Origin of the sequence: Cloacibacterium caeni, from assembly GCF_907163105.1 — a bacterium.
Lineage (GTDB): Bacteria > Bacteroidota > Bacteroidia > Flavobacteriales > Weeksellaceae > Cloacibacterium > Cloacibacterium caeni_A.
In genome coordinates, this window is record NZ_OU015321.1 from 638,028 (window position 1) to 662,623 (window position 24,596).

The 24,596-nt window shown below is 34.1% G+C and carries 24 protein-coding genes; 8 read left to right on the forward strand and 16 right to left on the reverse strand.

Features of this window, described 5'->3' with window-relative positions; all coding sequences use genetic code 11:
- Positions 1–39: 39 nt before the first annotated feature.
- A complete protein-coding gene (gcvT, locus tag KKQ76_RS02950; RefSeq protein WP_213195750.1) occupies positions 40–1,122 on the reverse strand; it encodes a glycine cleavage system aminomethyltransferase GcvT in 1,083 nt (360 codons plus the stop codon).
- Positions 1,123–1,222: 100 nt separating this feature from the next.
- Complete coding sequence (gene idi / locus KKQ76_RS02955; protein WP_213195751.1) at positions 1,223–1,732, reverse strand: isopentenyl-diphosphate Delta-isomerase; 510 nt, start codon at positions 1,730–1,732, stop codon at positions 1,223–1,225.
- A 290-nt stretch (positions 1,733–2,022) separates the two neighbouring features.
- On the opposite strand from idi, the gene KKQ76_RS02960 reads away from it, so the two are divergent.
- The gene (locus KKQ76_RS02960) at positions 2,023–2,979 is read left to right on the forward strand and encodes a D-2-hydroxyacid dehydrogenase (protein ID WP_213195752.1); all 957 of its coding nucleotides are present in this window, start codon (positions 2,023–2,025) and stop codon (positions 2,977–2,979) included.
- Positions 2,980–3,022: 43 nt separating this feature from the next.
- Here the strand turns inward: KKQ76_RS02960 and mscL are convergent, their stop codons facing one another.
- On the reverse strand, positions 3,023–3,406 hold the full coding sequence (gene mscL, locus KKQ76_RS02965) for a large conductance mechanosensitive channel protein MscL (protein ID WP_213195753.1): 384 nt from the start codon (positions 3,404–3,406) through the stop codon (positions 3,023–3,025).
- Between the two features lie 135 nt (positions 3,407–3,541).
- Between mscL and KKQ76_RS02970 the strand changes: the two genes are divergently transcribed.
- The gene (locus KKQ76_RS02970) at positions 3,542–5,041 is read left to right on the forward strand and encodes an NAD(P)H-hydrate dehydratase (RefSeq protein WP_213195754.1); all 1,500 of its coding nucleotides are present in this window, start codon (positions 3,542–3,544) and stop codon (positions 5,039–5,041) included.
- A 36-nt stretch (positions 5,042–5,077) separates the two neighbouring features.
- On the opposite strand, the gene lgt is transcribed toward KKQ76_RS02970, so the two are convergent.
- Together lgt and yidD are read right to left on the reverse strand one after the other, a co-directional pair.
- Entirely contained in the window at positions 5,078–5,935 is an 858-nt protein-coding gene (gene lgt, locus KKQ76_RS02975) for a prolipoprotein diacylglyceryl transferase (RefSeq protein ID WP_069796581.1), read from the reverse strand.
- Between the two features lie 29 nt (positions 5,936–5,964).
- Positions 5,965–6,210, reverse strand: coding sequence for a membrane protein insertion efficiency factor YidD (yidD, locus tag KKQ76_RS02980; protein WP_213195755.1), 246 nt, complete (start codon positions 6,208–6,210; stop codon positions 5,965–5,967).
- Positions 6,211–6,407: 197 nt separating this feature from the next.
- Between yidD and KKQ76_RS02985 the strand changes: the two genes are divergently transcribed.
- From KKQ76_RS02985 to KKQ76_RS03010, 6 genes are all read left to right on the forward strand, one after another.
- Complete coding sequence (locus KKQ76_RS02985) at positions 6,408–7,379, forward strand: beta-ketoacyl-ACP synthase III (protein WP_213195756.1); 972 nt, start codon at positions 6,408–6,410, stop codon at positions 7,377–7,379.
- 54 nt (positions 7,380–7,433) lie between these two features.
- Complete coding sequence (locus KKQ76_RS02990) at positions 7,434–8,258, forward strand: enoyl-ACP reductase FabI (RefSeq protein WP_213195757.1); 825 nt, start codon at positions 7,434–7,436, stop codon at positions 8,256–8,258.
- Positions 8,259–8,637: 379 nt separating this feature from the next.
- Positions 8,638–9,918, forward strand: coding sequence for a replication-associated recombination protein A (locus KKQ76_RS02995; RefSeq protein ID WP_213195758.1), 1,281 nt, complete (start codon positions 8,638–8,640; stop codon positions 9,916–9,918).
- 590 nt (positions 9,919–10,508) lie between these two features.
- Entirely contained in the window at positions 10,509–10,868 is a 360-nt protein-coding gene (locus KKQ76_RS03000) for a hypothetical protein (protein WP_213195759.1), read from the forward strand.
- A 52-nt stretch (positions 10,869–10,920) separates the two neighbouring features.
- Positions 10,921–11,187 (forward strand): YHS domain-containing protein, encoded by a 267-nt coding sequence (locus tag KKQ76_RS03005; RefSeq protein ID WP_213188846.1) that lies wholly within the window; start codon positions 10,921–10,923, stop codon positions 11,185–11,187.
- A 9-nt stretch (positions 11,188–11,196) separates the two neighbouring features.
- On the forward strand, positions 11,197–11,886 hold the full coding sequence (locus KKQ76_RS03010; RefSeq protein WP_213195760.1) for an SCO family protein: 690 nt from the start codon (positions 11,197–11,199) through the stop codon (positions 11,884–11,886).
- Positions 11,887–11,922: 36 nt separating this feature from the next.
- Here KKQ76_RS03010 and KKQ76_RS03015 read toward each other — a convergent pair whose 3' ends face one another.
- The 11 genes from KKQ76_RS03015 to KKQ76_RS03065 form a co-directional block, all read right to left on the reverse strand.
- Positions 11,923–12,345, reverse strand: coding sequence for an Hsp20/alpha crystallin family protein (locus tag KKQ76_RS03015; RefSeq protein ID WP_246501326.1), 423 nt, complete (start codon positions 12,343–12,345; stop codon positions 11,923–11,925).
- Positions 12,346–12,538: 193 nt separating this feature from the next.
- The gene (pheA, locus tag KKQ76_RS03020) at positions 12,539–13,378 is read right to left on the reverse strand and encodes a prephenate dehydratase (RefSeq protein ID WP_213195762.1); all 840 of its coding nucleotides are present in this window, start codon (positions 13,376–13,378) and stop codon (positions 12,539–12,541) included.
- 85 nt (positions 13,379–13,463) lie between these two features.
- On the reverse strand, positions 13,464–15,374 hold the full coding sequence (gene acs, locus KKQ76_RS03025; RefSeq protein ID WP_213195763.1) for an acetate--CoA ligase: 1,911 nt from the start codon (positions 15,372–15,374) through the stop codon (positions 13,464–13,466).
- Positions 15,375–15,419: 45 nt separating this feature from the next.
- Positions 15,420–17,312, reverse strand: coding sequence for an acetate--CoA ligase (locus KKQ76_RS03030; RefSeq protein ID WP_213195764.1), 1,893 nt, complete (start codon positions 17,310–17,312; stop codon positions 15,420–15,422).
- Between the two features lie 77 nt (positions 17,313–17,389).
- Positions 17,390–17,752 carry a response regulator transcription factor gene (locus KKQ76_RS03035; protein WP_213188855.1) on the reverse strand — a complete coding sequence of 121 codons (363 nt, stop codon included), beginning with the start codon at positions 17,750–17,752 and terminating at the stop codon, positions 17,390–17,392.
- 2 nt (positions 17,753–17,754) lie between these two features.
- On the reverse strand, positions 17,755–20,409 hold the full coding sequence (locus tag KKQ76_RS03040; protein ID WP_213195765.1) for an ATP-binding protein: 2,655 nt from the start codon (positions 20,407–20,409) through the stop codon (positions 17,755–17,757).
- Positions 20,402–20,596, reverse strand: coding sequence for a hypothetical protein (locus KKQ76_RS03045; RefSeq protein WP_213188858.1), 195 nt, complete (start codon positions 20,594–20,596; stop codon positions 20,402–20,404). Before KKQ76_RS03045 ends, KKQ76_RS03040 begins: the two co-directional genes overlap by 8 nt.
- A gap of 89 nt (positions 20,597–20,685) precedes the next feature.
- A complete protein-coding gene (locus KKQ76_RS03050) occupies positions 20,686–20,913 on the reverse strand; it encodes a DUF6814 family protein (protein WP_069796554.1) in 228 nt (75 codons plus the stop codon).
- A 127-nt stretch (positions 20,914–21,040) separates the two neighbouring features.
- Positions 21,041–22,624 (reverse strand): MFS transporter, encoded by a 1,584-nt coding sequence (locus KKQ76_RS03055; RefSeq protein ID WP_213195766.1) that lies wholly within the window; start codon positions 22,622–22,624, stop codon positions 21,041–21,043.
- Positions 22,625–22,669: 45 nt separating this feature from the next.
- A complete protein-coding gene (locus KKQ76_RS03060; protein WP_213195767.1) occupies positions 22,670–23,911 on the reverse strand; it encodes a hypothetical protein in 1,242 nt (413 codons plus the stop codon).
- 95 nt (positions 23,912–24,006) lie between these two features.
- Complete coding sequence (locus tag KKQ76_RS03065) at positions 24,007–24,426, reverse strand: IS1/IS1595 family N-terminal zinc-binding domain-containing protein (RefSeq protein ID WP_069796548.1); 420 nt, start codon at positions 24,424–24,426, stop codon at positions 24,007–24,009.
- Positions 24,427–24,596 lie beyond the last annotated feature (170 nt).

A 24,596-nucleotide genomic window follows, 5' to 3' on the forward strand; every position in this document is an offset into this window, starting at 1 on the left:
TGTAAACCTATTTTAGGATTAGTCATTATAAAAATTTCTTTATACAAATGGTAATTTTACCACTTTAGCAGGAATATTTTTATTTCTGATTTGAATAAAGATTTCAGAATCTAATTTGAAGTAAGGTTTGGCTACATAAGCAAGACCAACTCCCACTTTTTTCAAAGGACTCATCGTTCCAGAAGTTACTTTCCCTATTTCATTTCCTTCTGCATCTACCACCAAATAATCGTGTCTAGGAATAGCTTTTTCTTGCATTTCGAAACCTACTAATTTTCTAGAAACGCCTTCTTCTTTTTGTTTTAAAAGGAATTCTTTATCTACAAATTCTTTGTCGAATTTAGTAATCCAGCCTAATCCAGCTTCTAATGGAGAGGTAGTATCATCAATATCATTTCCGTAAAGACAGAAACCTTTCTCTAATCTCAAAGTGTCTCTAGAAGCCAAACCACAAGGAATAAGTCCGAATTCTTCCCCTGCTTTTGTCAATTCATCCCAAAGTTTTTCTGCATTTTCGTTTCCAAAATAAATTTCAAAACCGCCACTTCCTGTATAACCAGTGTTTGAAATAATTACGTTTTCTACGCCAGCAACAGTTCCCACCGTAAAATGGTAATAAGGAATTTCAGAAAGATTGGTGTAGGTAAGTTTTTGAAGGGTTTCTACAGCTTTCGGACCTTGAATCGCAATGAGAGAAGTTTCATCTGAAATATTGCTTAATTGAGCCCCGAATTTTTCATTATAATGAGAAAAATGATTCCAATCTTTTTCGATGTTAGAAGCGTTTACCACTACAAAATACTTTTCGTCATTCATTTTATAAACGATTAAATCGTCTATTATTCCGCCTTTTCCATTGGGTAGACAAGAATATTGCGCTTGTCCGTTCGTCAGTTTTTCTACATTATTAGAAGTGATAAATTGGAGTAAGTTTTTAGCTTCTGTACCTTCTACATAAAACTGTCCCATGTGTGAAACATCAAAAATTCCTACTTTTTCGCGTACAGCAAAATGCTCTTCTGTAACGCCAGAATATTGTACAGGCATTTCAAAACCTGCAAAAGGAACCATTTTAGCTCCTAAAGAAACGTGCTTATTATACAGCGCTGTTTTTTTATCCATTTTTTATTTTTTTAACTTGATAAAAGATATTTTTTAATTTTTAACCTTTGCCTTTACCTTTACCTCTACCTTTACCTCTACCTCTATCTCTACCTCTAACTTAAAGATGATGTTTATATTCTTCTAAAATGATTTTAAACCATTCAGTAAAATGTTCAGGGTTTTGTTTCATTTCTTGGTCTAAATTTTCCATAGAAATATATCTTACTTCGGCTACTTCTTCTAAATTGAGTTGAAAATCTCCTTCGTAATTCCCTACAAAAACATGGTCTAACTCGTGCTCCCAAAGATTTCCACCTACATCTGCTTTATATATAAAAGAGAATTTTTCAGAAATTTCGGTATCTATTCCCAGTTCTTCTTTTAACCTTCTTTTGGCTGCTTCTTCATAGGTTTCATTCGCTCTAGGATGGGAGCAACAAGCATTCGTCCATTGATTGGGAGAATGGTATTTTTCGGCAGCTCTTTTCTGGAGAAGCATTTCGCCTTTTGAATTAAATAAAAATACAGAAAACGCTCGGTGCAACAAACCATTGATATGTGCTTGTTGTTTTTCCATCAAGCCCAGAACTTCATCATTTTCGGTAACTAAAACTACTTTTTCTTCCATAATTGTTCGACTTCTCAAATTTAATGATAATCTACGAGATAAAGAATTGATTTTAGAAATTTGAATTTTTTATACTTTACATAGCTTTTTTGTGCGTAAAATTTTTAAAAAACCTTTATTAATTAGGGATTTAATATCTATAATTTTCTCTAACTTTGCAACTTGAAAATCAGATATTGGAGCATAATATATAAATGCTGCTGCTGGAATTCTTGTTAAAGACAAAAATTTTTGAGCAGCAAGAATTTATAGATTCTAAATTTTTAACGATTAATCTAAATAAAAAATAAATGAAGGTATTAGCAAATGATGGATTGACACTATCAGGAATCAATGCTTTAGAAGAAAAAGGTTTCACGGTAATTACAGAAAAAGTTCCTCAAGAGGAACTTGTTTCTTACATCAATGCAGAAAAAATCAGCACACTTTTGGTAAGAAGTGCAACTAAGGTGACTAAGGAAATCATAGACAACTGCCCATCTCTACAAATCATAGGAAGAGGTGGAGTAGGAATGGATAACATAGAAGTAGCATACGCTAGAGAAAAAGGACTTCATGTAATCAATACACCAGCTGCATCCTCTGAAAGCGTGGCAGAATTGGTTTTCGCACATTTATTTACAGGATGCAGATTTTTACAAGATTCTAATAGAAAAATGCCAGTTTCGGGGCAAACAGAATTTGCAAAACTTAAAAAATCTTACGAAAAAGGTTTAGAATTAAGAGGGAAAACCATTGGTATTGTTGGATTGGGTAGAATTGGTCAAGAAGTAGCAAGAATCGCTCTTGGATTAGGAATGAAAGTAGTTGCTTCTGATCTAATGATCGATAAAACAAGTGTAAGAGTGGATTTCTATAACAAACAATATATCGATATAGAAATTGTAACCGAACCTTTCGAAGAAGTGATAAAAAAAGCGGATTTTATAACGCTTCACGTTCCTGCTCAAAAATCTGCGATTATCGGCAAAGAAGAAATCGCTAAAATGAAAGATGGAGTAGCGTTAATCAATTGTGCAAGAGGTGGCGTAATAGATGAAGAAGCCTTAATAGAAGCTTTAGATGCTGGTAAAGTTTCTTTTGCGGGATTAGATGTTTTCGTAAATGAACCTACACCATCAGAAAAAATTATTACCCATCCTAAAATTTCTTTAACACCTCATACTGGAGCGTCTACTTTAGAAGCGCAAGACAGAATTGGTGAAGAATTGGCGATGCAGGTTGCAAGTATTTTAAAAATTTCATAATAAAGAAACTCCGAAAATTTTCGGAGTTTCTTTTTGTATTATATTATGATTTGTTTTTTAATAAATCTCTTATTTCTGCTAAAAGTTCTTCTTGTGTTGGTCCTGCAGGTACAGCTGGAGCAGGTTCTTCTTTCTTTTTCATTCCATTAATCCCTTTTATTAATAAAAAGATGACAAAAGAAATAATCAAGAAACTGAGTACAGCAGCAAGGAAATTACCATATAGAATTCCACCATCAGTTTTTAATTCTTGGATTTTTTCTAAGTTTGCAGCCTTTAGAGCTGGGGTTAGTAAAGCTGGTGTGATGACATCATCTACCAATGAACTAACAATTTTTCCGAAAGCAGCACCTATGATTACTCCTACTGCTAAATCCATTGCATTTCCTTTAGCAATAAATTCTTTAAATTCTTTTATTAATCCCATAGTTTTATAATTTATATTTTGACAAATGTAAAAATTTAATCTAAATATTCTTTGAAATTTGTTAAAAATTTTAGCTAAAAACAGTCTCTATATTGATTATTTTTTGTTGTAACTTTGTAAAACACAATCCCTGTTATGAAAATTTTTTCAGCTGCTCAAATCAAAAATGGAGATTTATTTACCATCAAAAATGAACCCATTGCTTCTGTTCATTTAATGGAAAAAGCAGCGATGGCTTGTACAGATTTTATTCATCATAAGTATCTTAAAACGCAAAATATTCTTATTTTTTGTGGCCATGGAAATAATGGAGGAGATGGTTTAGCAATGGCCAGATTGCTTTATCAAAAAGGTTTTGATGTAGATGTATTTATGGATAAATCGAAAAAGGAATTGTCTAAAGATGCGGAAATCAATTACCATAGATTAAAAGAATTTTTGGGAATCAGAATTCTAGATTTTATAGATTTTAATGAGAGTTTCATTAATGAAGATTCCATCATTGTAGATGCTTTGTTCGGTACAGGATTGAACAGAAAAATCGAAGGTGAAATAGCCAAAATCATTCTAAAACTCAACCAGATTCATGTTCATAAAATCGCAATCGACATTCCTTCAGGAGTTTTGGCAGATGGAAATATTCCCGAAAATGGAGTCGTTTTCAAAACAGATGAAACTTTGTCTTTACAATTCTGCAAACAATCATTTTTGCATCCAGAAATCAGCGAATATTGTGGTAAAATTCATATTTTAGAAATCGGAATCAGTAAAAAATATATAGAAAATACTGAAACGCCACATTATATTATAGACGAAGAAATTGTAAGAAAAATTTATAAAAAAAGAAAAGATACTTCTCATAAAGGAAATTATGGCAAAACATGCATTGTAGCGGGAAGTTTTGGGAAAATTGGAGCTGCGGTTCTGGCCACGAAATCAGCTTTGTTTTCCGGGAGCGGTTTAACTTATATTTTGGCGCCAAAATGCGGTTACGAAATTCTGCAAACCACTTGTCCAGAAGCCATTTATTTATACGGAGGAGAAGACTTTATTAAAAATTTTTTGGTAGAGAATGATTTCACGTATGGAATAGGTCCTGGATTGGGAACAGATTACGAAACTGAGGAAAAATTAATGCATTTTCTCAAAAATTATAATGAGCCATTGGTTTTAGATGCAGATGCGTTGAATTTGATTTCCAAAAATCCAGAAAATTTAAATTTAATTCCAAAAAAATCAATTATTACGCCTCATCCTAAAGAGTTTTCTAGACTTTTTGGAGAATCCAAAGATTCTTTTGAGCGATTAGAATTAGCCAAATCAAAGGCAAAGGAATTGAATATTTATATCGTTCTCAAAGGTCATCATACTCAAATCATCACTCCTGAAGGAAACGTATTTTATAACATTACAGGAAATTCTGGCTTGGCAAAAGGCGGAAGTGGAGACGTTTTATTGGGAATTATTACCTCATTTTTAGCACAAGGTTATTCGCCCGAAAATGCAGCAATATTTGGAGTTTGGCTTCATGGGAAAGCTGCGGATTTCACCGCCGAAAAATATTCTAAAGAAGCGATGCTCGCTTCAGATGTCATTCAGCACATTGGCGAAGTCTTTAAATATTTACAAAAATAAAGGGAAACAATTTGCTGTTTCCCTTTTTTTATGATGTTAAAATTTGTCTTCGTATTTGAAATTTTTAGAATAAAGCATTACCGCTAATCCTATAATGACCAATGGAATTGATAAAACCTGACCTGTATTGAGAATTCCAAGGGTGATTTTTTCTTCTCCTTGAGGTTCTTTTAAGAATTCTACTAAAAATCTGATGGTCCAAAGTACAGCAAAGAAAAACCCGAAAAGCCAACCTTGACTGTATTTTTTCTTCGTGTAAAGATAAATTCCCCACATTACAAAAAATAATGCTAAATAAGAAAATGCCTCAAACAACTGAGTAGGATAGCGTGGAACAATTTCTCCGTATTCCATACTTTGTTGAGGAAATAATACGGCAAATGGTGAGTCTGGTGCTGGTTTTCCTACGATTTCTGAGTTGAAAAAATTTCCCATTCTGATGAAAAATCCAGCTAATGCCACTGTAATCGCTAATCTGTCTAATAACCAAAGTGGATTTTTCTTCAACACTTTTATCGCAATAATAATGGTAGAAATAACCAGGACTATTGCAGCTCCATGACTTGCAAGTCCCGAAAATCCCGTGAATTTAAATTCTGGAACCGTCTGAATAGGCAAGAAAACACTCCAGAAATCTTGTTTAAATAATTCTGGTTGATAGAAAATTACGTGACCTAATCTTGCGCCGAGAATCGTTCCGATTAAAGTCCAAGTGAAAATGGTGTCTAAACTTTTTTCGCTTTCGTGGTCTATTTTGAACATTTTTACAAATAAATAGTAACCAATTCCGAAGGCTAAAACAAACATTAAACTGTAATAGTGTAAGGTAAAAGTCCCAATTTCTATTCCTTTAGAAGGATCCCAAGTGAAATATAATAGCGTAGCTAAATTCATATATTTTTATTGATTTGTTAGTATTTTTTTTAATGTTGATTTTCTTTTTTGGGCGGTACAGGATCGTAACCGCTTCCACCCCAAGGATGACAGCTAGAAATTCTCTTTGCACTGAGATAAATTCCTTTAAAAAGTCCGTGAACTTTTAATGCTTCCACCGTATAATGCGAACAAGTAGGCTCATATCTGCAATTTTTCCCCAACCATGGAGAAATTCCATATTGATATATTTTGATCAATACAATGAGCGGAAATATGAGAATTTTATTCAGCATGAGGTATAAAATACAAATGTAAGTTTTTTTTAAGTTTTCCTGAAACTTGATTTTTAAATTATTTATTTCAATTTAATAATATTAGCAATGAATTTTATGAAAATTTGTCTTATTAATTTTTAAAATGATAAAAAAATGCGTTAATATTTTTTATTTACAATTTTTATCATGACATTTGTTAGTAAAATAATAAGATTATGAAGAGAGCGTATATCAAAGGGACGGGTTCTTATACTCCGCCAAAAGTGATAAAAAATGATTTTTTTGAAGCAGTAGGTTCTAATGATGAATGGATTTTTAAAAATTTAGGAATTAAAGAACGCAGGATTGTAGAAGGTGAAGTAACCAGTGATTTGGCTTCTAAAGCGGCTTTAATTGCACTAGAAGATGCAGGAATTACAGCTGAAGAGGTGAACCTCATTATCGTAGCTACTTCTACACCAGACAGACAGGCGCCTTCTACGGCTTGTTTCGTGCAAGAAAAAATAAATGCACCTCATGCTGTAGCTTTTGATATTTCGGCAGTTTGTTCGGGCGGAATTTATGGTTTAGCTATTGGTAGCCAATTTATACAAACCGGAATGTATAAAAATGTTTTGGTGATAGGAGCTGATGTTTTTTCGAGCATTACAGATTGGTCACGTAAAGATTCTGTGTTTTTTGGAGATGGAGCAGGAGCGGTATTATTATCTGCAACTACTGAAGACAAAGGGTTTATAGATTTTAAACTTCATGCAGATGGTACAGGAAAATATCATTTTAATATTCCAGCTGGTGGTTGTGAAATTCCGGCAAGTGAAGAAACCATCAAACAAGGGCTTCACTATTTCCAGATGAATGGAAAAGAAGTTTTTAATACAGCGACTAAAGTATTGCCAGAAGTAATTCACGAAGTTTTAGCAGATAATAACTTAACGGCAAACGATATTGACTGGGTGATTCCTCATCAGCCAAGCGTTAGGATTTTACAAAAAGTAGCAGAAGAAGTAAATATTCCGTTTGAAAAAGTAATGACCAATATGGATAAATACGCCAATACTTCTGGGGGAACCATCCCAATAGTTTTAGACGAAACCTATAAAAGCGGAAAAATAAAAGAAGGAAATACCTTACTTTTTGCAGCCGTAGGTTCTGGTTGGACTTGGGGAGCAGCCTTATATAAAGTCTAGAATTTCAGACGTGTATTAAAATTTTATCAATTATTTCTAACCCCCTATTTTATTATGTTTACTAATCAAACCTTTTTAATTACAGGAATCGCAGACGAAAATTCACTCGCTATGTACGTTGCCAAAAAAATCATCAAAAATAACGGAAACGTAGTGTGTACAGGTCTTGGCGTGACTCCATTTCATAAAAATCTTTCAGAAAAAGCAGAAAGTTTTCTTAATAAATCTTACAATGACTTTGAAAATGCTTGTAAAAAATTATTAGGAGAAAATGTGTTAACTTTTCCATTAGATATTACCTTGCCAGAAAGTTTAGAGGCTCTCACAGATTTTCTAAATGAAAAGAATGTTAAGCTCAATGGTTTCCTTCATGCGATTGCTATGGACAAAACCATTCGTCAAAAATCTGTAAAACCCATGTTGGAAGTTACAGCAGATGAATTTAATGATACCATGACGGTGTCTGCATTTTCTTTAATAAGCCTTTCTCACGCATTATTGAAAAGCAAAGTTTTACAAAACGGAGCATCTATAGTTACTTTAAGTTACATTGCAGCAGAGAAGGTTTCATTCTTTCCTTATATCAATATGAGTATTGCAAAAGCAGCATTAGAAAGGTTGACGATTGAAATGGCTTATGAATTAGGTAGAGATTTCGGCATTAGAGCAAATTGTGTTCGTTTTTCACCATATATGGGAAGTAAAGCAGGAAATGCTACGCTAAAAATTGAAGATGTAGAAAGAGCCAATAGAATCAGCCCTTTAGGAAATGCAAATCCCGAAGATTTAGCCCACGAAGTAGTGCATTTATTCAGAAAAGACATTAGAATTACAGGCGAAATTCGTCATGTAGACGGTGGTTTTCACATTATGGGTTAAAATTTTCAGAAGCACACATTTTCTGCGTTTTTTCACTTGTCTTCGTGCTGCAGCCACTCGCTTTTTTTTTCCAAAGCATATGCCAAAACAAAAAAAAGAGCTCAAACAATGGCAGCATCACGGCTATTTTTCACCATTTTTCTCCTTTTCACTTTCTTAAAAAGAATAGGTTTCAAATTTTAGAAATAGTAAAAAGAATAAATTCGCGAATTTTAAAAATATCAATAGGAACGGGCTTTAGCCCGTTTCTTTTTTTAGAAAATTCCATTTGGCTTTAGCCAAAATTTAAAGATTTTATACTTTAACGGAATTTAAAATCAAATTCAAATAGAAAATCCTAAAAATTTTCTCAAATTTGTATCTCAAACCCAAAAAAAAATTGTACCAAAATATTCCTTTAGCCGAAAAACTCAGACCCAAAACACTCGACGAAGTTTTAGGGCAAGAACATCTTACCGGAGACAACGGAACCATCCGTAAAATGCTAGAAAATGACACGCTCAATTCTCTCATTTTATGGGGACCTCCCGGAACTGGAAAGACTACTTTGGCAGAAATTATTTCTTCTACTTCTGGAAGGAAATTTTTCAAGCTTTCGGCGGTTTCTTCTGGAGTAAAAGAAGTGAGAGAAGTGATAGAAGATGCCAAAAAACAGAATCTTTTCACAGGGAAATCACCGATTTTGTTCATAGACGAGATTCACCGGTTTAACAAATCTCAACAAGATTCATTGCTTCATGCGGTAGAAAAAGGTTGGATAGTCTTAATTGGAGCCACTACAGAAAATCCAAGTTTCGAAGTGGTTTCGGCATTGCTTTCTCGTTCACAAGTGTATGTTTTGAAGTCTCTAAGTTTTGAAAAATTAGAAGAACTCGCAGAAATAGCCCTTTCCAGATACAATGAAGAAGAACAAACGCATTTTGCACTCAAAGAAAAAGAAGCGCTGATTCAATATTCAGGTGGCGATGCTCGAAAACTCATTAATTCTATAGAATTGGTTCTCAATCAATTCAAAAATGTAAAAGAAAAAGAAATCACCAACGAAGATGTGCTTTCGGTTTTGCAAGAAACGATGGCGCTTTATGATAAAAATGGGGAACAACACTATGATATTATTTCGGCGTTTATCAAGTCTATGCGCGGTTCTGACCCAAATGGAGCGGTGTATTGGCTTGCTAGAATGATTGCGGGTGGTGAAGATGTAAAATTTATAGCACGCAGAATGCTCATTTTAGCAGCTGAAGATATTGGTTTGGCGAATCCAAATGCTTTGACGGTTGCCAATAATTGCTTTCAAGCGGTGAATGTCATTGGAAATCCAGAATCTAGAATTATTTTGAGCGAAACAGCCGTTTATTTGGCTTGTTCACCGAAATCTAACTCTACTTATAAAGCGATTGATGCAGCACTTGCTGTCGTAAAACAAACCGGGAATTTGCCAGTTCCGTTGCACCTGAGAAATGCACCAACGAAACTGATGAAAGACTTAGATTATGGCAAAGAATATCAATATGCGCATTCTTATGAAGGGAATTTTGTAAACCAAGAATTCTTGCCCAATGAAATTTCTGGAACCCAATTCTATGTTCCTGGCGAAAATGCCACTGAAAGAAAAATCCGCGAAGAATTGCAGAAAAAATGGAAGGGAAAATATTTTTAGGTTTGATGTTTGATGTTGGAAGCTAGATGATGGAAGATTGGATTTCTATGAAGTGTTCCGTAGGAACGCTATATGTGTACAAAATTTTCCCAAATAAAATAAAGTTCCGTAGGAACGCTATATGTGTAGAAAATTTTTCCCAATAAAATAAAGTTCCGTAGGAACGATAGGTTTGTAGAAAAAAGAGTACCTAGAAATGCGTTCCGTAGGAACGCTATGTGTGTAGAAAATTTTCGCATATATAATAAAGTTCCGTAGAAACGAAAGGTTTGTAGAAATTATGACCACCTAGAAAATGCGTTCCGTAGGAACGCTATATGTGTAGAAAATTTTTCCCAATAAAATAAAGTTCCGTAGGAACGATAGGTTTGTAGAAATTATGACCACCTAGAAAATGCGTTCCGTAGGAACGCTATATGTGTAGAAAATTTTCGCATATATAATAAAGTTCCGTAGAAACGAAAGGTTTGTAGAAATAATGACCACCTAGAATGGCGTTCCGTAGGAACGCTATGTGTGTAGAATTTCAAAGTTACAAAAATCACAAAGAGTTATATTTAAAATTCCTTAAATTTGTCCATCTTTAAAAAATGAGAATTGTAATTGCCATATTTTTATTTTTGGTGATGTCGGTGCGTTCTGTGCTGCCATTATTAGATTATGTGGTGAATTACAACTACATTTCTACTCAACTTTGCGAAAACCAATCTGAACCTGATTTGCGATGCAACGGAAAATGCTACATGAAACACGAAATGGCAAAATCTTCTGAAAATCAGTCGACTAAAATTCAGAAAGTGGAGTTTTTACAATTATTTCTTCCTACGGAAAGTTTAGCGATACAAGAACAAAAACATCAGGATTTTTCAAAAACGAAAGTTTTCATCCATCACTTTAATTTTACTTTTCAAGATTTTTACCCTGAGTTTTTTCATCCACCTTTAGTTTGAAATTAATTTTCGTACTTTTATTCAATTAATTTTAACTTTAAAAAATCAAAAAATGAAATCTATATTAACCGTTGCTTTTGTAGCAATTTCTATATTATCTTCTTGTCAACAAACGCCAGAAACTAAAAAAGTTCACGACCATAAAAAAACGACCCAAAAATTAGACGTAAAAGTGGTGAACGAAGAAGACCCGATTTGCGGAATGAAAACAGCAAAGTTTTTAAAAGATACTGCCGTTTATAAAGGAAAAACCTATGGTTTCTGCAATAAACTTTGCAAAGAAGAATTCAAAAAAAATCCAAAAAAATACGCGAAATAATTTCTGAACATGCCGAAACCTAAAAAAGCGTCTGGTTTTGGAATGAATAAAATGCTGGTGTACCAAATGATAGCTTTAGTGGCTATTGTTTTGGCATTTATCGCAGGAAATTACTTTTTCAAGAAAAGTCTTCATACGGTAATGAAGGCGCCAAATTTTGAATTAATCGACCAAAATAATCGTAGAATTTCAAATACAGATATGCTGGGAAAAGTCTATGTAGTAGAGTTTTTCTATGCGAGATGTCCTACGATTTGTCCGATTATGAATAATAATCTGAAATCCGTAGATAAAGCGATTAAGAGTAAAGATTTTGGGATTATTTCCATTTCTATAGACCCAGAAAATGACACGCCAGAATTTTTAAAAGCTCATGCTAAAAAATTAGGAGTAACCAATCCCAATTGGCATTTTTTGACAGGAAATAGAGATTACATCGGTGATTTAGCCAATGAATTTGATATTTATGTAGGCGACAAAGATGACCAGTCAGAAAGTCTTAATCATAGCGGAATGCTGGCTTTGGTAGACAAAGAAGGCAATGTGAGATGCAGATTTGGGAAAGATGGCATGCCGATTCTTTATTATTCTGGATTGAATTATGATGATCAAGAAGGAAAAAATGCGAGTTTAAAAGGCAAATTCCAGCCAGACAGAAAATTATTGATAGAAGACATTCAGAAACTTCTAGAAGAATAAAAAAACGGTGAGAAATTTTCTCACCGTTTCCATTTGTTATTTAATCTCTATGGTTTTCACTTCTTTTTTAGCGTTTTCTCTTTTCGGAACCGCCAATTTCAGAATGCCGTTGTCATATTTTGCTTCGATGCGTTCTACATCTACAATATCAGAAGGCAAGGTAAATGAACGGGTGAATGATTGATAATTAAATTCTCTTCTGGTGTAGTTTTTCTTCTCATCTCTTTCTTCGTTTTCGGTTTGAGATTCCGAAGAAATGGTAAGAATGTTTCGATCGATGTTAATTTTAAAATCTTCTTTTTTCAATCCTGGAACCGCCATTTCAATTTCGTAATGGGTTTCGGTTTCTTTCACGTTTACAGAAGGCATGGTAAAGCCCATTTCTGTAAGGTTTTTTTCATTCCAGTTAAATAAATCTTTGGTAAAAAAATCTTCAAAGAAACTATTTAACCCTGTCATTGGATTTCTTTTCATTAAAGTTGACATTTTTTTAAGTTTTAAGGTTAAACATCCGTGATGAAACAGTAATAAAAAATCGCTGAATTTTCAAAACAAAATTACAACGATTAAAAGATTTTAGAAAGTGTTTTTAGATAAATTTAGATTGAAAATTTCTATAATTTATAAAATTAATATACTTAAAATCAATAGTTTAAATTTCTAATAAGTATTCATTATAGTGACCTAGAAATTTCACTTCTGTACCGAGAGATTTCAGTTCTTCTAAGGCGTTATTAGACAAGACAGGATGCCATTCATTCGCTACATTAATGAAGAAAAAGTAATTTCCTAATCCAGTTTTTAACGTTCGGCTTTCAATTTTGGTTAAATTCATTTTTCGCCATGCAAAAACAGAGAGAACTTGATGCAAACCTCCTGCATGATCTTCTGGCAAAGTAATGATGAGAGAGGTTTTTTCGGTAGTTTTATTATGGGGAAGGTTCAGTCTTTCTCCCTTTTTTGAAATCACAATAAACTTAGTGTGATTTTGTTCAATATCTTGAATATTCTGGTGAATGATTTTCAGTCCGTATAATTTTGCGGCATAAGAATTGGCAATCGCAGCATATTTTTTTTCAGGATTTTCGGCCACTCTTTTAGCAGCAGCAGCAGTAGAACCGAATTCTTGCTTAATCACATCTTTATATTCTTTGTCCAAAAAATGATAACATTGCGCCAAAGCTTGAGGATGAGAATAAATTTTTTCAATTTTGGTATTATTTGGGTGAATCATCAGTTGATGAGAAATGGGCATCACTACTTCTGTTTCCACAAAAATTCCGTCAAAATCATAAAGATAATCCAGCGTCATAGAAACAGTTCCTTCGATAGAATTTTCGAGGGGAACAACGGCTTTTTCTACCAAATTATTTTGTACTGCCTTAAAGCAATCTAAAATATTAGACTGTGGCAGAAGTTCTTCATTGGGGAAAATTTGTGAAGTAGCAAGCTGTGTAAAACTAGCTTGTGGTCCAAGGAAAGCGATTTTCATAGAACAAATGTAAAAATTTTGAATGGAAAATAAAAACCTCCCAAAAATGAGAGGTTTTCGTGTGACCAAAAATTAACAATAATCATTAGTTGATCCTTCCATCTTTTATTTCGTCTACAATTTCTGGATTGAGTAGGGTAGAAATATCTCCGAAGTTGCTGAAGTCTCCTTCGGCAATTTTTCTTAAAATTCTACGCATAATTTTTCCAGAACGTGTTTTTGGCAAGCCAGAAACAAACTGTATTTTATCTAATTTAGCGATTGGACCGATGGTATCAGAAATCAGCATGTTGATTTCTTTTCTCAAGTGGTCTTTGTCTCTGCTTTCACCAGTTTCTTTTAGAATGACAAATCCGTACAATGCATTTCCTTTAATATCATGAGGGAAACCAACAATCGCAGATTCTGCAACAGCAGGGTGTAAGTTGATGCTATCTTCAATAGGTGCAGTTCCTAAATTATGACCAGAAACGATGATTACATCATCTACACGACCGGTAATTCTATAATATCCTGTTTCGTCTCTCAATGCACCATCACCTGTGAAATATTTCCCTGGGAAGGCGGTAAAATACGTTTCTTTATATCTTTGATGGTCGCCCCAAATTGTTCTGGCAATTCCCGGCCATGGAAAACGGATACAAAGATTTCCATCTACTTGATTTCCTGTAATTTCATTTCGTTTTTCATCCATTAGAACCGGTTGAATTCCCGGAAGTGGAAGCGTAGCGTAAGTTGGCTTAGTTGGCGTAACAAAAGGAAGCGGAGAAATCATAATTCCGCCTGTTTCGGTTTGCCACCAAGTATCTACTATTGGACATTTTTTCTTGCCAACATGGTCATTATACCAATGCCAAGCTTCGTCATTAATAGGCTCACCTACTGAACCAATTACTCTAAGACTTGATAAATCATGTTTTTCTACCCAAGAAGAAGATTCTTTAGCCAAAGAACGAATCGCAGTAGGAGCGGTGTAGAACTGTGTTACTTTGTGTTTTTCAATTACTGCCCAAAAACGGTCTGGCTCTGGATAAGTAGGAACGCCTTCAAAAATAACGGTAGTTGCTCCGTTAGTTAGAGGTCCGTAAAGAATGTAAGAGTGACCTGTAATCCAACCAATATCTGCAGTACACCAGTAAATATCATTTTCTTTATAATTGAAAACGTTTTTAAAAGTATAACCGGTGTAAACCATGTAACCAGCAGTAGTGTGCAGCATTCCTTTTGGTTTTCCTGTAGAACCAGACGTGTAAAGAATGAATAATGGATCTTCTGCATCTATGATTTTAGTAACGAAATCAGCAGAAGCTTTTGGATAATAATCATCTAACCAAACATCTCTTCCTTCTTTCATTTTTACTTCGGTGTTGGTTCTTTTTACCACCAATACTTTTTCTACAGAAGGTGTTTTTTCTACGGCTTCATCGATGATTCCTTTTAGGTCAATAGCTTTGTTTCCTCTGTAACTTCCGTCTGAAGTGATAATCATTTTGGCTTCACAGTCATTCACTCTAGAAGTTACCGCAGAAGCAGAAAATCCAGCGAAAATAACAGAATGTACTGCACCCATTTTAGCACAAGCCAACATGGTAACCGCCAATTCTGGAATCATCGGTAAATAGATACAAACTCTGTCTCCTTTTTTTACACCCAATTCTGTAAGAACATTCGCCATTTTGCAAACTCTCTCGTGAAGTTCACGATAAGAAATGTATTGTGCTTCTTCATTTGGATCGTTAGGTTCCCAGATAATCGCGGTTTTATCACCTCTTTCTGCCAAATGTCGGTCTAAACAGTTTTTGGTAATATTGAGTTTTGCCCCTTTAAACCATTCGATTTTGGCTTCTTCCATGTCAAATTTCACTACTTTATTCCAGCGCTGATACCAAACAAAGTTTTCATCTGCAATTTTGTCCCAGAATTTTTTAGGATTCTTGATTGATTTTTTGTACTGCTTGAAATAATCAGGCAAATCGTGAATTACATAATTTTTCATATCAAATTTTAATTTTTTTAAATTCCTTTTGTAAGGAAAGTATCTTTATTTTCTATATTCTTCGAATTTTTCTTTAAGTTCACCAATGATTGCTTCATCATCTATGGTAGAAGGAATTTGGAACTCTTTTCCGTCTAACATGGTTCTGATAAGTTTTCTCAAAATTTTTCCACTTCGAGTTTTTGGGAGTCGTTTTACCACGACAATGTTTCTTAATGCGGCAACTGCTCCAATTTTTTCTCTAACCAATGCTACGACTTCTTTTTCGACTTCGGTTTCAGAAATTTGAGTTCCAGATTTTAAAACCACCAATCCGAAAGGAATTTGACCTTTTAAATCGTCTTCTATTCCTACTACACAGCATTCTGCAACATCTTTGTGCCCAGAAACAGCTTCTTCCATTTCTGCGGTCGAAAGTCGGTGTCCTGCTACATTGATGATGTCATCTACTCTTCCTGTGATGAAAATATATCCGTCTTCATCTCTGATGGCGCCATCTCCAGAAAAATAATATCCCGGGAATTTTGCCAAATAACCGTAATGGAATCTTTCGTAATCTCCCCAAATTCCCATTAAAGCTCCTGGAGGAAGCGGTAGTTTTATCACCAAATAACCTTCATGGTGTGCTTCTAGTTCGTAACCTTCTTCGTCAAAAATTTTAATATCATAACCAGAGATTGGTTTTCCAGCGGAAGCACGTTTTACGCCATCGTCTTCTACGCCTCGCATCAGTGATAACATAGGCCAACCAGATTCTGTTTGCCACCAATGGTCAATAGGAGTGATGCCTACTTTTTCTTCATACCAGTCTAATGTGGCTACATCGCATCTTTCACCCGCTAAAAATTGGGTTCTGAAATGGGATAAATCGTATTTTTTGATGAATTCACCATCTGGATCTTCTTTTTTAATCGCTCTAATAGCAGTAGGAGCGGTAAACATCACAGAAACTTTGTGCTCAGAGAGAATTCTCCAAGTAGTTCCTGCATCTGGCGTCATAATCGGTTTTCCTTCGAAAATAATAGAAGTATTTCTGTTGATAAGCGGTCCGTAAATAATGTAACTGTGACCAACTACCCAACCAATATCTGAAGCTGCCCAGAAAACTTCGCCGGGTTTTGCGCCATAAATTTTTTCAATGGAAAATTTAAGTGCGGTAGCATAACCTCCCGTATCACGAACTACACCTTTAGGTTTTCCTGTAGTTCCTGAGGTATAAAGAATATAAAGAGGGTGCGTAGATTTTACAGGAACGCAATCTGCAGGTTCTGATTTTTCTAACAATTCTTGAAAATTGGTCAGTTGAGGTTCGTTTTCCCAATCTACTTTATTTCCCCAAAGTTGACGGTCAAAAACCACAATATGTTCAGGTTTATGAGAAGCCATTTCATAAGCTTCTTTCACGAAAGGCAAATAAGGAATTCTCTTTTTTACTTCTACACCAGCACTTGCAGTAATAATTGCTTTTGGATTACAATCATCTATTCTAATCGCTAATTCATGTGGTGCAAAACCTCCAAAAACCACAGAATGAGTGATTCCTAATCTAGCACAAGCGAGCATAGCATAAGCTGCTTGAGGAATCATAGGCATGTAAATAATGGCATTGTCACCTTTTTTTAACCCTAACGATTGCAAACCTCCCGCGAATTTTGAAACATTTTCTTTTAACTCGTTAAAAGTAATTTTTTGTTTTGTATCTGTAACAGGAGAGTCGTAAATGTAGGCAACTTGGTCACCATAACCATCTTCTATGTGCTTGTCTATGGCGAGATAACATGCGTTCAACTCTCCATCTGCAAACCATACAGGATAGTTGTTTTCTCCTTGAGAAAGAATCGTTTGAGGTTTTTTGAACCAATGAATTTGGTCGGCTTGTTCTGCCCAAAATTGTTCCTTGTTTTCAATACTGTTCAAGAACATTTCATGCGCTTTCATAATTTTAGATTTTTTTGGATTTGGATTTCAGATTTTACGCTGAAACAATTAATATTTTGTAGATTTTTTTTAATTTTTTAAGTTAATAATTCTTCCACTTGCTGAACCAGTTTTTTGATAGAGTAAGGCTTGGTAACATAAGCGTCAGCTCCCAGACTCAATCCTTTTTCGATGTCTGCAGGATTGGTTTTTGCAGATAAGAAAATGACTTTACATTGATTAAGTTTTTCTTGTTTTTTTATTTCTTGCAACGTGGTGTAACCATCTACATTGGGCATCATGATATCAAGTAAAATAATATCTGGTGTTTCCTCCTTTAATAATTCTAAAACTTCCGAGCCATCTCTTGCGATGAAGACTTCATAACCTGCTTTTCGGAAGGTGTATTCTAAGGTCATGATGATTTTGTGTTCGTCGTCTGCTATAAGTATCTTTTTCATTTTTACGAATTTAGTTTAATGTTAAAAACCACACCTATTTCTTTATTTTCTGCGGAGATTTCGCCTTTGTGCGCTTCTATAATTTTTTTGCAAATGGCTAATCCTAATCCTGTTCCTATGGGTTTTCTAATGTTTTGATTTTTGGATTGATAAAACTTATCGAAAATCAGTTCTATATCTTCTTCAGGGATTTTTTTACCCGTGTTGAAAATGCTCATGTTCAGTTGATTATCTTTTTCTATAAATTTAGTCTGAATCATGCCACTTTCATCTGTGAATTTGTAAGCATTTCCTAAGATATTCTGAAAAACTTGAATCATTCTGGCTTCATCATATTCGTATTCTTTTTGGTTCAATAAATCAATTTCAGAATGGTGAATGTTTTTCTGTTGAATCAAATGCTGAATGGGTTTCAATGCTTTATGATAAGTCTCTATAATGTTATTTTTCTGAATATTAAGTTGAATAATCCCTGTTTCCAACTTGTCTAAATACAGAATATCATTGATGATTTCGTTTAATCGGTCAGATTCAGAAATGATGTTTCCTAAAAATTCTTTTTTGATTTCGGTAGGGATTTCGTCATCATCTAACAGAATTTCGCTGGCAGCTCTAATCGCGGTAATTGGAGTTCTGAGTTCGTGGGCAACAGAATCTAGAAAATCATCTTTTTGTTTGTCTTTTTCAATCAAATTGGTGTTGGCAATTTGTAAATCTTCAGAAAGTCTTCTGAGTTGTTTAGATTGTTCGGTGAGTTTTCTATTGAGGGTGATGTTTTCTTTAGATTCTTCTAAAATATTGAGTACTTCTGGCAAAGAAATTTTATCTTCTTTGGTGACGCCTTCCACTAAAATTTTTGCAGAAGCAGTACCGATTCTTCCCGCTAAAAGGTTTTCTGAAAATTTAATCAAACGCGAGTCAGCAGTATCTGTTTCATCTGTAATATTGTACTTCATATTAAAGATTTTCAAGGCTTGAGTGGTTTTTTTCTCTCCTAAAAATCTTACCAGAATTTTTTCAATATCAGAAATATTCGCTTTTCCTTTCCAGATGTATGCTCCTTCATGATTTTGAATGTATTGGTCTATATCAATATAAATTTCTGCAAAGTTTCGCTCTCTGTAATTGCCTTTTACACTTACTGAAATTACGGCAAAAAGGAAAGAATTGACTAAAATGCTCCAGAAAAAAACTTGAGCAAGGGTAGACAGATAAGGAATTCTGAAAAAATCAAGAATTTTATAATTTTCCAATGAAAATTCTGGGTTAATGGTCTGGATGTATTGGGGAATAATCAAATTCATATAACAAATAATAACTCCCGCGATAATTCCCGTTACAGCACCATAATAACTGCCTCTTCTCCAAAATATAGCTCCAAAAAATGAAGGCGCTAATTGTGCAATGAGTACAAACGAAACCAATCCTACTGAGAATAAACTGGATTTAATGATGAGGTATTTGTAGAACAGAAATGCTGAAATAATCAACATGAAAATGCTTACTTTTCTGATGCTCACAATATTCTTCGTATTGAAATTTTCTGGATTTTTCTTGAAAGTATCAATCCAACCGTAAGGAATAATCACATTGTTCGAAAGCATGACAGAAAGCGTAATACTCGAAATAATAATCATAGAAACACTGGCACTCAATCCACCTAAAAATACCATTACAGAAACCAATATATTCCCAAATTTTTGAGGAATTAGAATAGGGAAAAGCTCTGGATTTACATTTTGACCATCAAACAAAATTCTTCCTCCCCATGCAATTGGGAATACAAAAAAATTGAAAATCAAAAGGTAAAGTGGAAATAACCAAATGGCTGTTTTCAAGTGTTTTTCCTTTCTGTTTTCTACAATTGTGGTGTGAAATTGTCTTGGCAATAGAAAAATGGCAGACATAGAAAGGAGAGATGTAATCGCAAAATTAATGCTTCCTTCTAATCCGTTAAAAGTGTTTTTAGCGGCGAAATCTTCAAATTTTTGAGCCTGTTGATAGATGTCTTCAAAACCATTGAAAACGCCATACGTTACAAATAGCCCAAGAACAACAAAAAATATCAATTTTAAGAAACTTTCCATTGCCACTGCTGAAATAATTCCCAATCTTTTTTCTGAAGCATCTACATATCTTGTTCCGTAATAGGATGAAAAAATAGCAATAAGAATCACCACGTAAGTCGCAGTATCGGTAAAAACATTGTCAGAATTTTCAGAAAGGGTAATCTGATGAAAAGTATCAGAAATCGCTTTAATTTGGATTCCGATATATGGAATAATCGCAAGAATACAAACGATGGAAATCAGTGCGCCAAAAGATCTACTGTTTCCGTATCTCAAAGAAATAAAATCGGCAATAGAACTGATTTTATTGACTCTAGAAATTCTAATGATTTTATTATTGATGACAATCCAAGCGGGAATAATGATAATAGGACCGATGTAAATTGCCAAATATTCTAAACCTTGATTAGCAGCAACACCAATACTTCCGTAATATGTCCAAGCGGTGCAATATACCGCTAATGAAAGTGAATAAATGTAAGGGTTATTCGCCCAAAAATTACTCTTCTTCTTCTCTGCCCAGTAAGCAATGAAGAACAAAAGCGCTAAATAAAGCATAATGATGGCAAATAACTGAAAATTATTCATCAAATTTTTTAAATATTACAAAAGAAATGATAGTTGAAGCGAACCAGATTCCGAAAATGTAAATGTAAATAAACGGAAGCCCGAAATAGGCTTTAACCTGATTAAACAAAAGCAAAATAGGTGCATTGAACAATACAAAAAGCACCATACTTAGAATCACCAATTTTTGCTCGTGTCTTTTTTTCATTTTCAGAAAAGGTATATAAAAATCAGAATTGAGATTTCAGTTTTCCAAAATCTGGAAAAGCTGAAATCTCTTATTTCTGATACCAAAAATTATTTTTTATCGGCAGAATATTCACCTTTCAGAGAATACCACCCGAAAGTTGCTAATCCACCTACCACAATAGGCATTAAAATAAAAACAATGATGCTCCCGAAAACCAAGTCTTCTTGTTTACCCGAAGTTATTTTTGGAATTCCTAGAACAGTCAATCCAAGGTAAGCTACCACTGCTGCTAGAGCTAGCCAAACGATACCTAATATTTTTTTTATTGCGTCCATTTTTTTGTTTTTTAAAGTTAATAAATTTTATTTAGATAATTTGAAAATGTGGTAATGTGATAATTTTAAAAAGTAATAAGATTTTGAAATTGATTAACAAATGATCACATCCACAAATGATCACATTTTAATCTTCTACATTTCTATCTTTTCCGTCTAAGTAAATCACTCCGATGATTAAACTCACTGCCGCTACGATAATTGGATACCATAAACCTTGTAAGTAATATTCTGGATTTCCGGCGTCTTTAGCCGAGGTTACCAAATAAGTAGCTACTGCAGGCAATAAACCTCCGAAGATACCATTACCAATATGATAAGGAAGTGACATAGAAGTGTATCTGATTCTGATAGGGAACATTTCTACTAAGAAAGCAGCAATAGGTCCATAAACCATCGTTACGAAAACAACTTGTAAGAAAACCCAGAAAGCAAGCGTCCATTTGGTAGTGCTGTCTATCGTTTTGGTGATTTTAGTTTCTACTTTATCTTTTCCTTTTTCGTCTAGTAAAACTTTTCCGTTTTCTAGATGTTTAGTCACCACTTCTTTTACATTGCTTCCATCTGCATAGAATTTTTGAGTAGTGTAAACAGAGTCTACTTTAGTTCCTTCTAGAACTTTAGCAGTTGCTTCAGAAGTGAATTTGTCTTTTAATTCTTGTTTTTGAGAAAAATCTCCCAGTTTAAACATTTGGTTATAAATAGGTCTGTAAGCGAAAATTGCCAATAAAAGACCAATCATCATAATTGGTTTTCTTCCTACTTTATCAGATAGCCAACCGAATAATACGAATAATGGGGTTCCGATAAATAATGCGGCTGCCATCAATGAGTCTACTTGTGCAGATTCTATATTCATTACTTTTTGCATGAAAGACATCGCGTAGAACTGACCAGTGTACCAAACTACACCTTGTCCCATTACAGCACCGAATAATGCTAATAAAACATATTTAAAGTTGTATTTATTTCCGAAAGATTCTTTTAATGGATTGGTTGAAGTTTTTCCTTCTTTTTTAGCTTTTGCAAAAAGTGGAGATTCTTTCATGTTTTTTCTAATGATATAAGAAACGCCCACCATTAAAATAGAAATCCAGAAAGGAACTCTCCATCCCCAATTGTCAAATTCTTCTGCAGTTAATGAACTTTTAGTCACCAAAATCACGATAAGTGAAATGAATAAACCAGAAGTGGCAGTGGTCTGAATCCAAGAAGTCCAGTAACCACGTCTGTTGTGTTCTGCGTATTCTGCTACATAAGTTGCAGCACCTCCGTATTCACCACCAAGAGCTAAACCTTGTAATAAACGAAGAATTAATACTAAAACTGGAGCCATAAAACCGATGGTTTCATAACTTGGGATACACCCGATTAAGAAAGTAGAGAATCCCATGATTAATAAAGTGACCAAGAAAGTGTACTTTCTACCAATAATATCTCCTAATCTTCCGAAAAATAAAGCTCCGAAAGGTCTTACTACGAATCCAGCCGCAAAAGTGGCTAGTGTAGATAAAAATGCTGCAGTAGGATTATCTGCTGGGAAAAATTTAGTAGATAAAACTACCGCTAAACTACCGAAAATATAGAAATCATACCATTCGATAAGCGTTCCTAGAGAAGACGCCATGATAATGCTCCATAGAGTTGAAGATTTTTTACGTTCATCTACGTAAGCATCATGCTCTGCTTGTGTGTTAAATTGATGACTCATGTGTTTATTTTTTTAGTTTTGTTAATAATGTATTGAAAGATGTTTTTAGAAAGAATAAGAAGCACTTACCAATGCGCGGAAATTTCCTACATTGGTTTCATTGTTTCCAGAAGTTGCATCGGTTTTTAAATCTCCCCAAGTTGCAGCAGTATATTCTAATTCTGGTGAAATTTTAAATTTATTTTGCTTGAAATCTACTCTAGCAGAAGCTCTCCAAACATTGTCTACCACTCTGGTTCCAGAAACACCTCTTACATAAAGTGATTTATAATTAGCATCTTCTAAACCACTGTTTTTCGTGTATCCAAAGAAAACTCCAGGAGCTACATTAGGTTTATTGCTCGCAATGTCTACCCAAAAAGCTGAGGTTTTAGTAGGTTTGTAAGAATCTATTCCGTTGGTTTCTGCATAAGAAGCATAACCTCCAAGCATCACTAAATGATGCAAATTTCCACCAGAAATCCCATAGAATTTTGCAACTACGTTTTCATTAGAATATTTAAGATACCCCATAAGCATGGTAGAATTGAGTTTTTCATCAGAAGCCAATCCTCCACTGGTAATCACAGGTTTTAAAGATTGATATTCTGCACCTACACCTGCAATCACATTTTTGGTTTTGTATTGCAATTGTGCGTGTAAAGTAGGAGTGGTAGAATTAAAACTAGGAGAATTATTTGCGTTTCCAGAAACTACAGGAGCTTGAAATTCTCTGTCTTTGTAAGCTACTAAATCTAAAGAAAGATTTGAGGTTAAACTTTGTCTGAATCGAATTTGTCCAACCCAGCCAAAAGGATTAAACATAATTCCCGTGCTGAAATTGGCAACTCCCGGGAAAACTTCAGGAACAAAAGAAGGATACCAAGTCTGTCCTAAAGTAAGGGAAGATTTTTCCCAAGCCAATTGTGCATAAGCATGTCTTAATCTGAAAAGTCCAATGCTTTCTTGAGTGTTTCCAAAGAAGTCGCCTTCTAATTTTCCAGTGGCTTTTGCGCCCCAAACATTGGGACCTTTAAAGTTAACACCCAATCGAGAAACTACTGATAAAAAATTACTGGCACCAGTAGCATTAATATCATCACCATTTGCATCAAATTTTTTGTCTAAAGGATAAAGGTTGAGATGGTATTCTCTCACCTGTGCAGACTGTCTCGAGTCGAAAATATAATCTGCTCTTGCAAAACCATAGAGACTTACATCCCATTCTTTTGGTTTCTCTTGAGAGAATAATGCATTGCTAAATAATAAACTAGCAATACCAGCGAAGATTAATTGAGTTTTCTTCATAATATTAAACAGTTTTTTGTGATTTTAACATCGCTAAACTGATAATAAAAAAAACTCTGTAAAAATTTTGTATATATTTTTGTAAATAAGTATAGTTACTTTTTAAAACGTTCCCATTTTATCATCATAAACTTATCTCCGAATTCGGTAATGATGAGCCCAGAACCTTTTAAATTTTCTTCATTTCTGATGTATTCTGCGAGTTCTATTTGTTTGAAAACCTTATAGGTAGCATGGAAATCCGAATGTGGTGGTTTTTTAATGTTGTATTCCTTAATCCAAGAACTGATAGTGACATGCGAAATGCCCAGAATACGCTCTATTTCTCTTAAACTGAGGCCTTCTAAATAGAGTTGTAAAGCTTTCGTTACATAGTAATCATCTATCTTTTTTCCAATTTTATTTACCGTGAAATAGTAATTGCAGTCTCTGCAAAAATAGCGCTGTTTTCCTTTAACAATGCCACTTTTAACGATTTCGGAGTTTTCGCATTTCGGGCAACAATTTATTTTCATATATACGTTTTTAGCAAAGATATACTTATTTTGCAATAATAATGTTAAATAAAATTAATTTTTTCTAAAAATTTTGAAGGCAAAAAGTTAATATGTATATTTGCATCCAATGAAAACGATAAATTTTTTATTGAACATAAATATCGGACTTCAATCCGACGGACAAAATA

Bases quoted from the DNA above. Each gene is read 5' to 3' on its own strand.
- KKQ76_RS03040 (WP_213195765.1), bottom strand. From the start codon at position 20,409: ATGAATAATTTTCAGTTATTTGCCATCATTATGCTTTATTTAGCGCTT.
- KKQ76_RS03060 (WP_213195767.1), bottom strand. From the start codon at position 23,911: ATGAAGAAAACTCAATTAATCTTCGCTGGTATTGCTAGTTTATTATTT.
- KKQ76_RS02960 (WP_213195752.1), top strand. From the start codon at position 2,023: ATGAAGGTATTAGCAAATGATGGATTGACACTATCAGGAATCAATGCT.
- KKQ76_RS02970 (WP_213195754.1), top strand. From the start codon at position 3,542: ATGAAAATTTTTTCAGCTGCTCAAATCAAAAATGGAGATTTATTTACC.
- yidD (WP_213195755.1), bottom strand. From the start codon at position 6,210: ATGCTGAATAAAATTCTCATATTTCCGCTCATTGTATTGATCAAAATA.
- idi (WP_213195751.1), bottom strand. From the start codon at position 1,732: ATGGAAGAAAAAGTAGTTTTAGTTACCGAAAATGATGAAGTTCTGGGC.
- KKQ76_RS03055 (WP_213195766.1), bottom strand. From the start codon at position 22,624: ATGAGTCATCAATTTAACACACAAGCAGAGCATGATGCTTACGTAGAT.
- KKQ76_RS03030 (WP_213195764.1), bottom strand. From the start codon at position 17,312: ATGAAAGCGCATGAAATGTTCTTGAACAGTATTGAAAACAAGGAACAA.
- KKQ76_RS03015 (WP_246501326.1), bottom strand. From the start codon at position 12,345: ATGACAGGGTTAAATAGTTTCTTTGAAGATTTTTTTACCAAAGATTTA.
- lgt (WP_069796581.1), bottom strand. From the start codon at position 5,935: ATGAATTTAGCTACGCTATTATATTTCACTTGGGATCCTTCTAAAGGA.
- KKQ76_RS03005 (WP_213188846.1), top strand. From the start codon at position 10,921: ATGAAATCTATATTAACCGTTGCTTTTGTAGCAATTTCTATATTATCT.
- mscL (WP_213195753.1), bottom strand. From the start codon at position 3,406: ATGGGATTAATAAAAGAATTTAAAGAATTTATTGCTAAAGGAAATGCA.
- KKQ76_RS03050 (WP_069796554.1), bottom strand. From the start codon at position 20,913: ATGGACGCAATAAAAAAAATATTAGGTATCGTTTGGCTAGCTCTAGCA.
- KKQ76_RS02985 (WP_213195756.1), top strand. From the start codon at position 6,408: ATGAAGAGAGCGTATATCAAAGGGACGGGTTCTTATACTCCGCCAAAA.
- acs (WP_213195763.1), bottom strand. From the start codon at position 15,374: ATGAAAAATTATGTAATTCACGATTTGCCTGATTATTTCAAGCAGTAC.
- pheA (WP_213195762.1), bottom strand. From the start codon at position 13,378: ATGAAAATCGCTTTCCTTGGACCACAAGCTAGTTTTACACAGCTTGCT.
- gcvT (WP_213195750.1), bottom strand. From the start codon at position 1,122: ATGGATAAAAAAACAGCGCTGTATAATAAGCACGTTTCTTTAGGAGCT.
- KKQ76_RS03010 (WP_213195760.1), top strand. From the start codon at position 11,197: ATGCCGAAACCTAAAAAAGCGTCTGGTTTTGGAATGAATAAAATGCTG.
- KKQ76_RS03035 (WP_213188855.1), bottom strand. From the start codon at position 17,752: ATGAAAAAGATACTTATAGCAGACGACGAACACAAAATCATCATGACC.
- KKQ76_RS03045 (WP_213188858.1), bottom strand. From the start codon at position 20,596: ATGAAAAAAAGACACGAGCAAAAATTGGTGATTCTAAGTATGGTGCTT.
- KKQ76_RS02990 (WP_213195757.1), top strand. From the start codon at position 7,434: ATGTTTACTAATCAAACCTTTTTAATTACAGGAATCGCAGACGAAAAT.
- KKQ76_RS03000 (WP_213195759.1), top strand. From the start codon at position 10,509: ATGAGAATTGTAATTGCCATATTTTTATTTTTGGTGATGTCGGTGCGT.
- KKQ76_RS03065 (WP_069796548.1), bottom strand. From the start codon at position 24,426: ATGAAAATAAATTGTTGCCCGAAATGCGAAAACTCCGAAATCGTTAAA.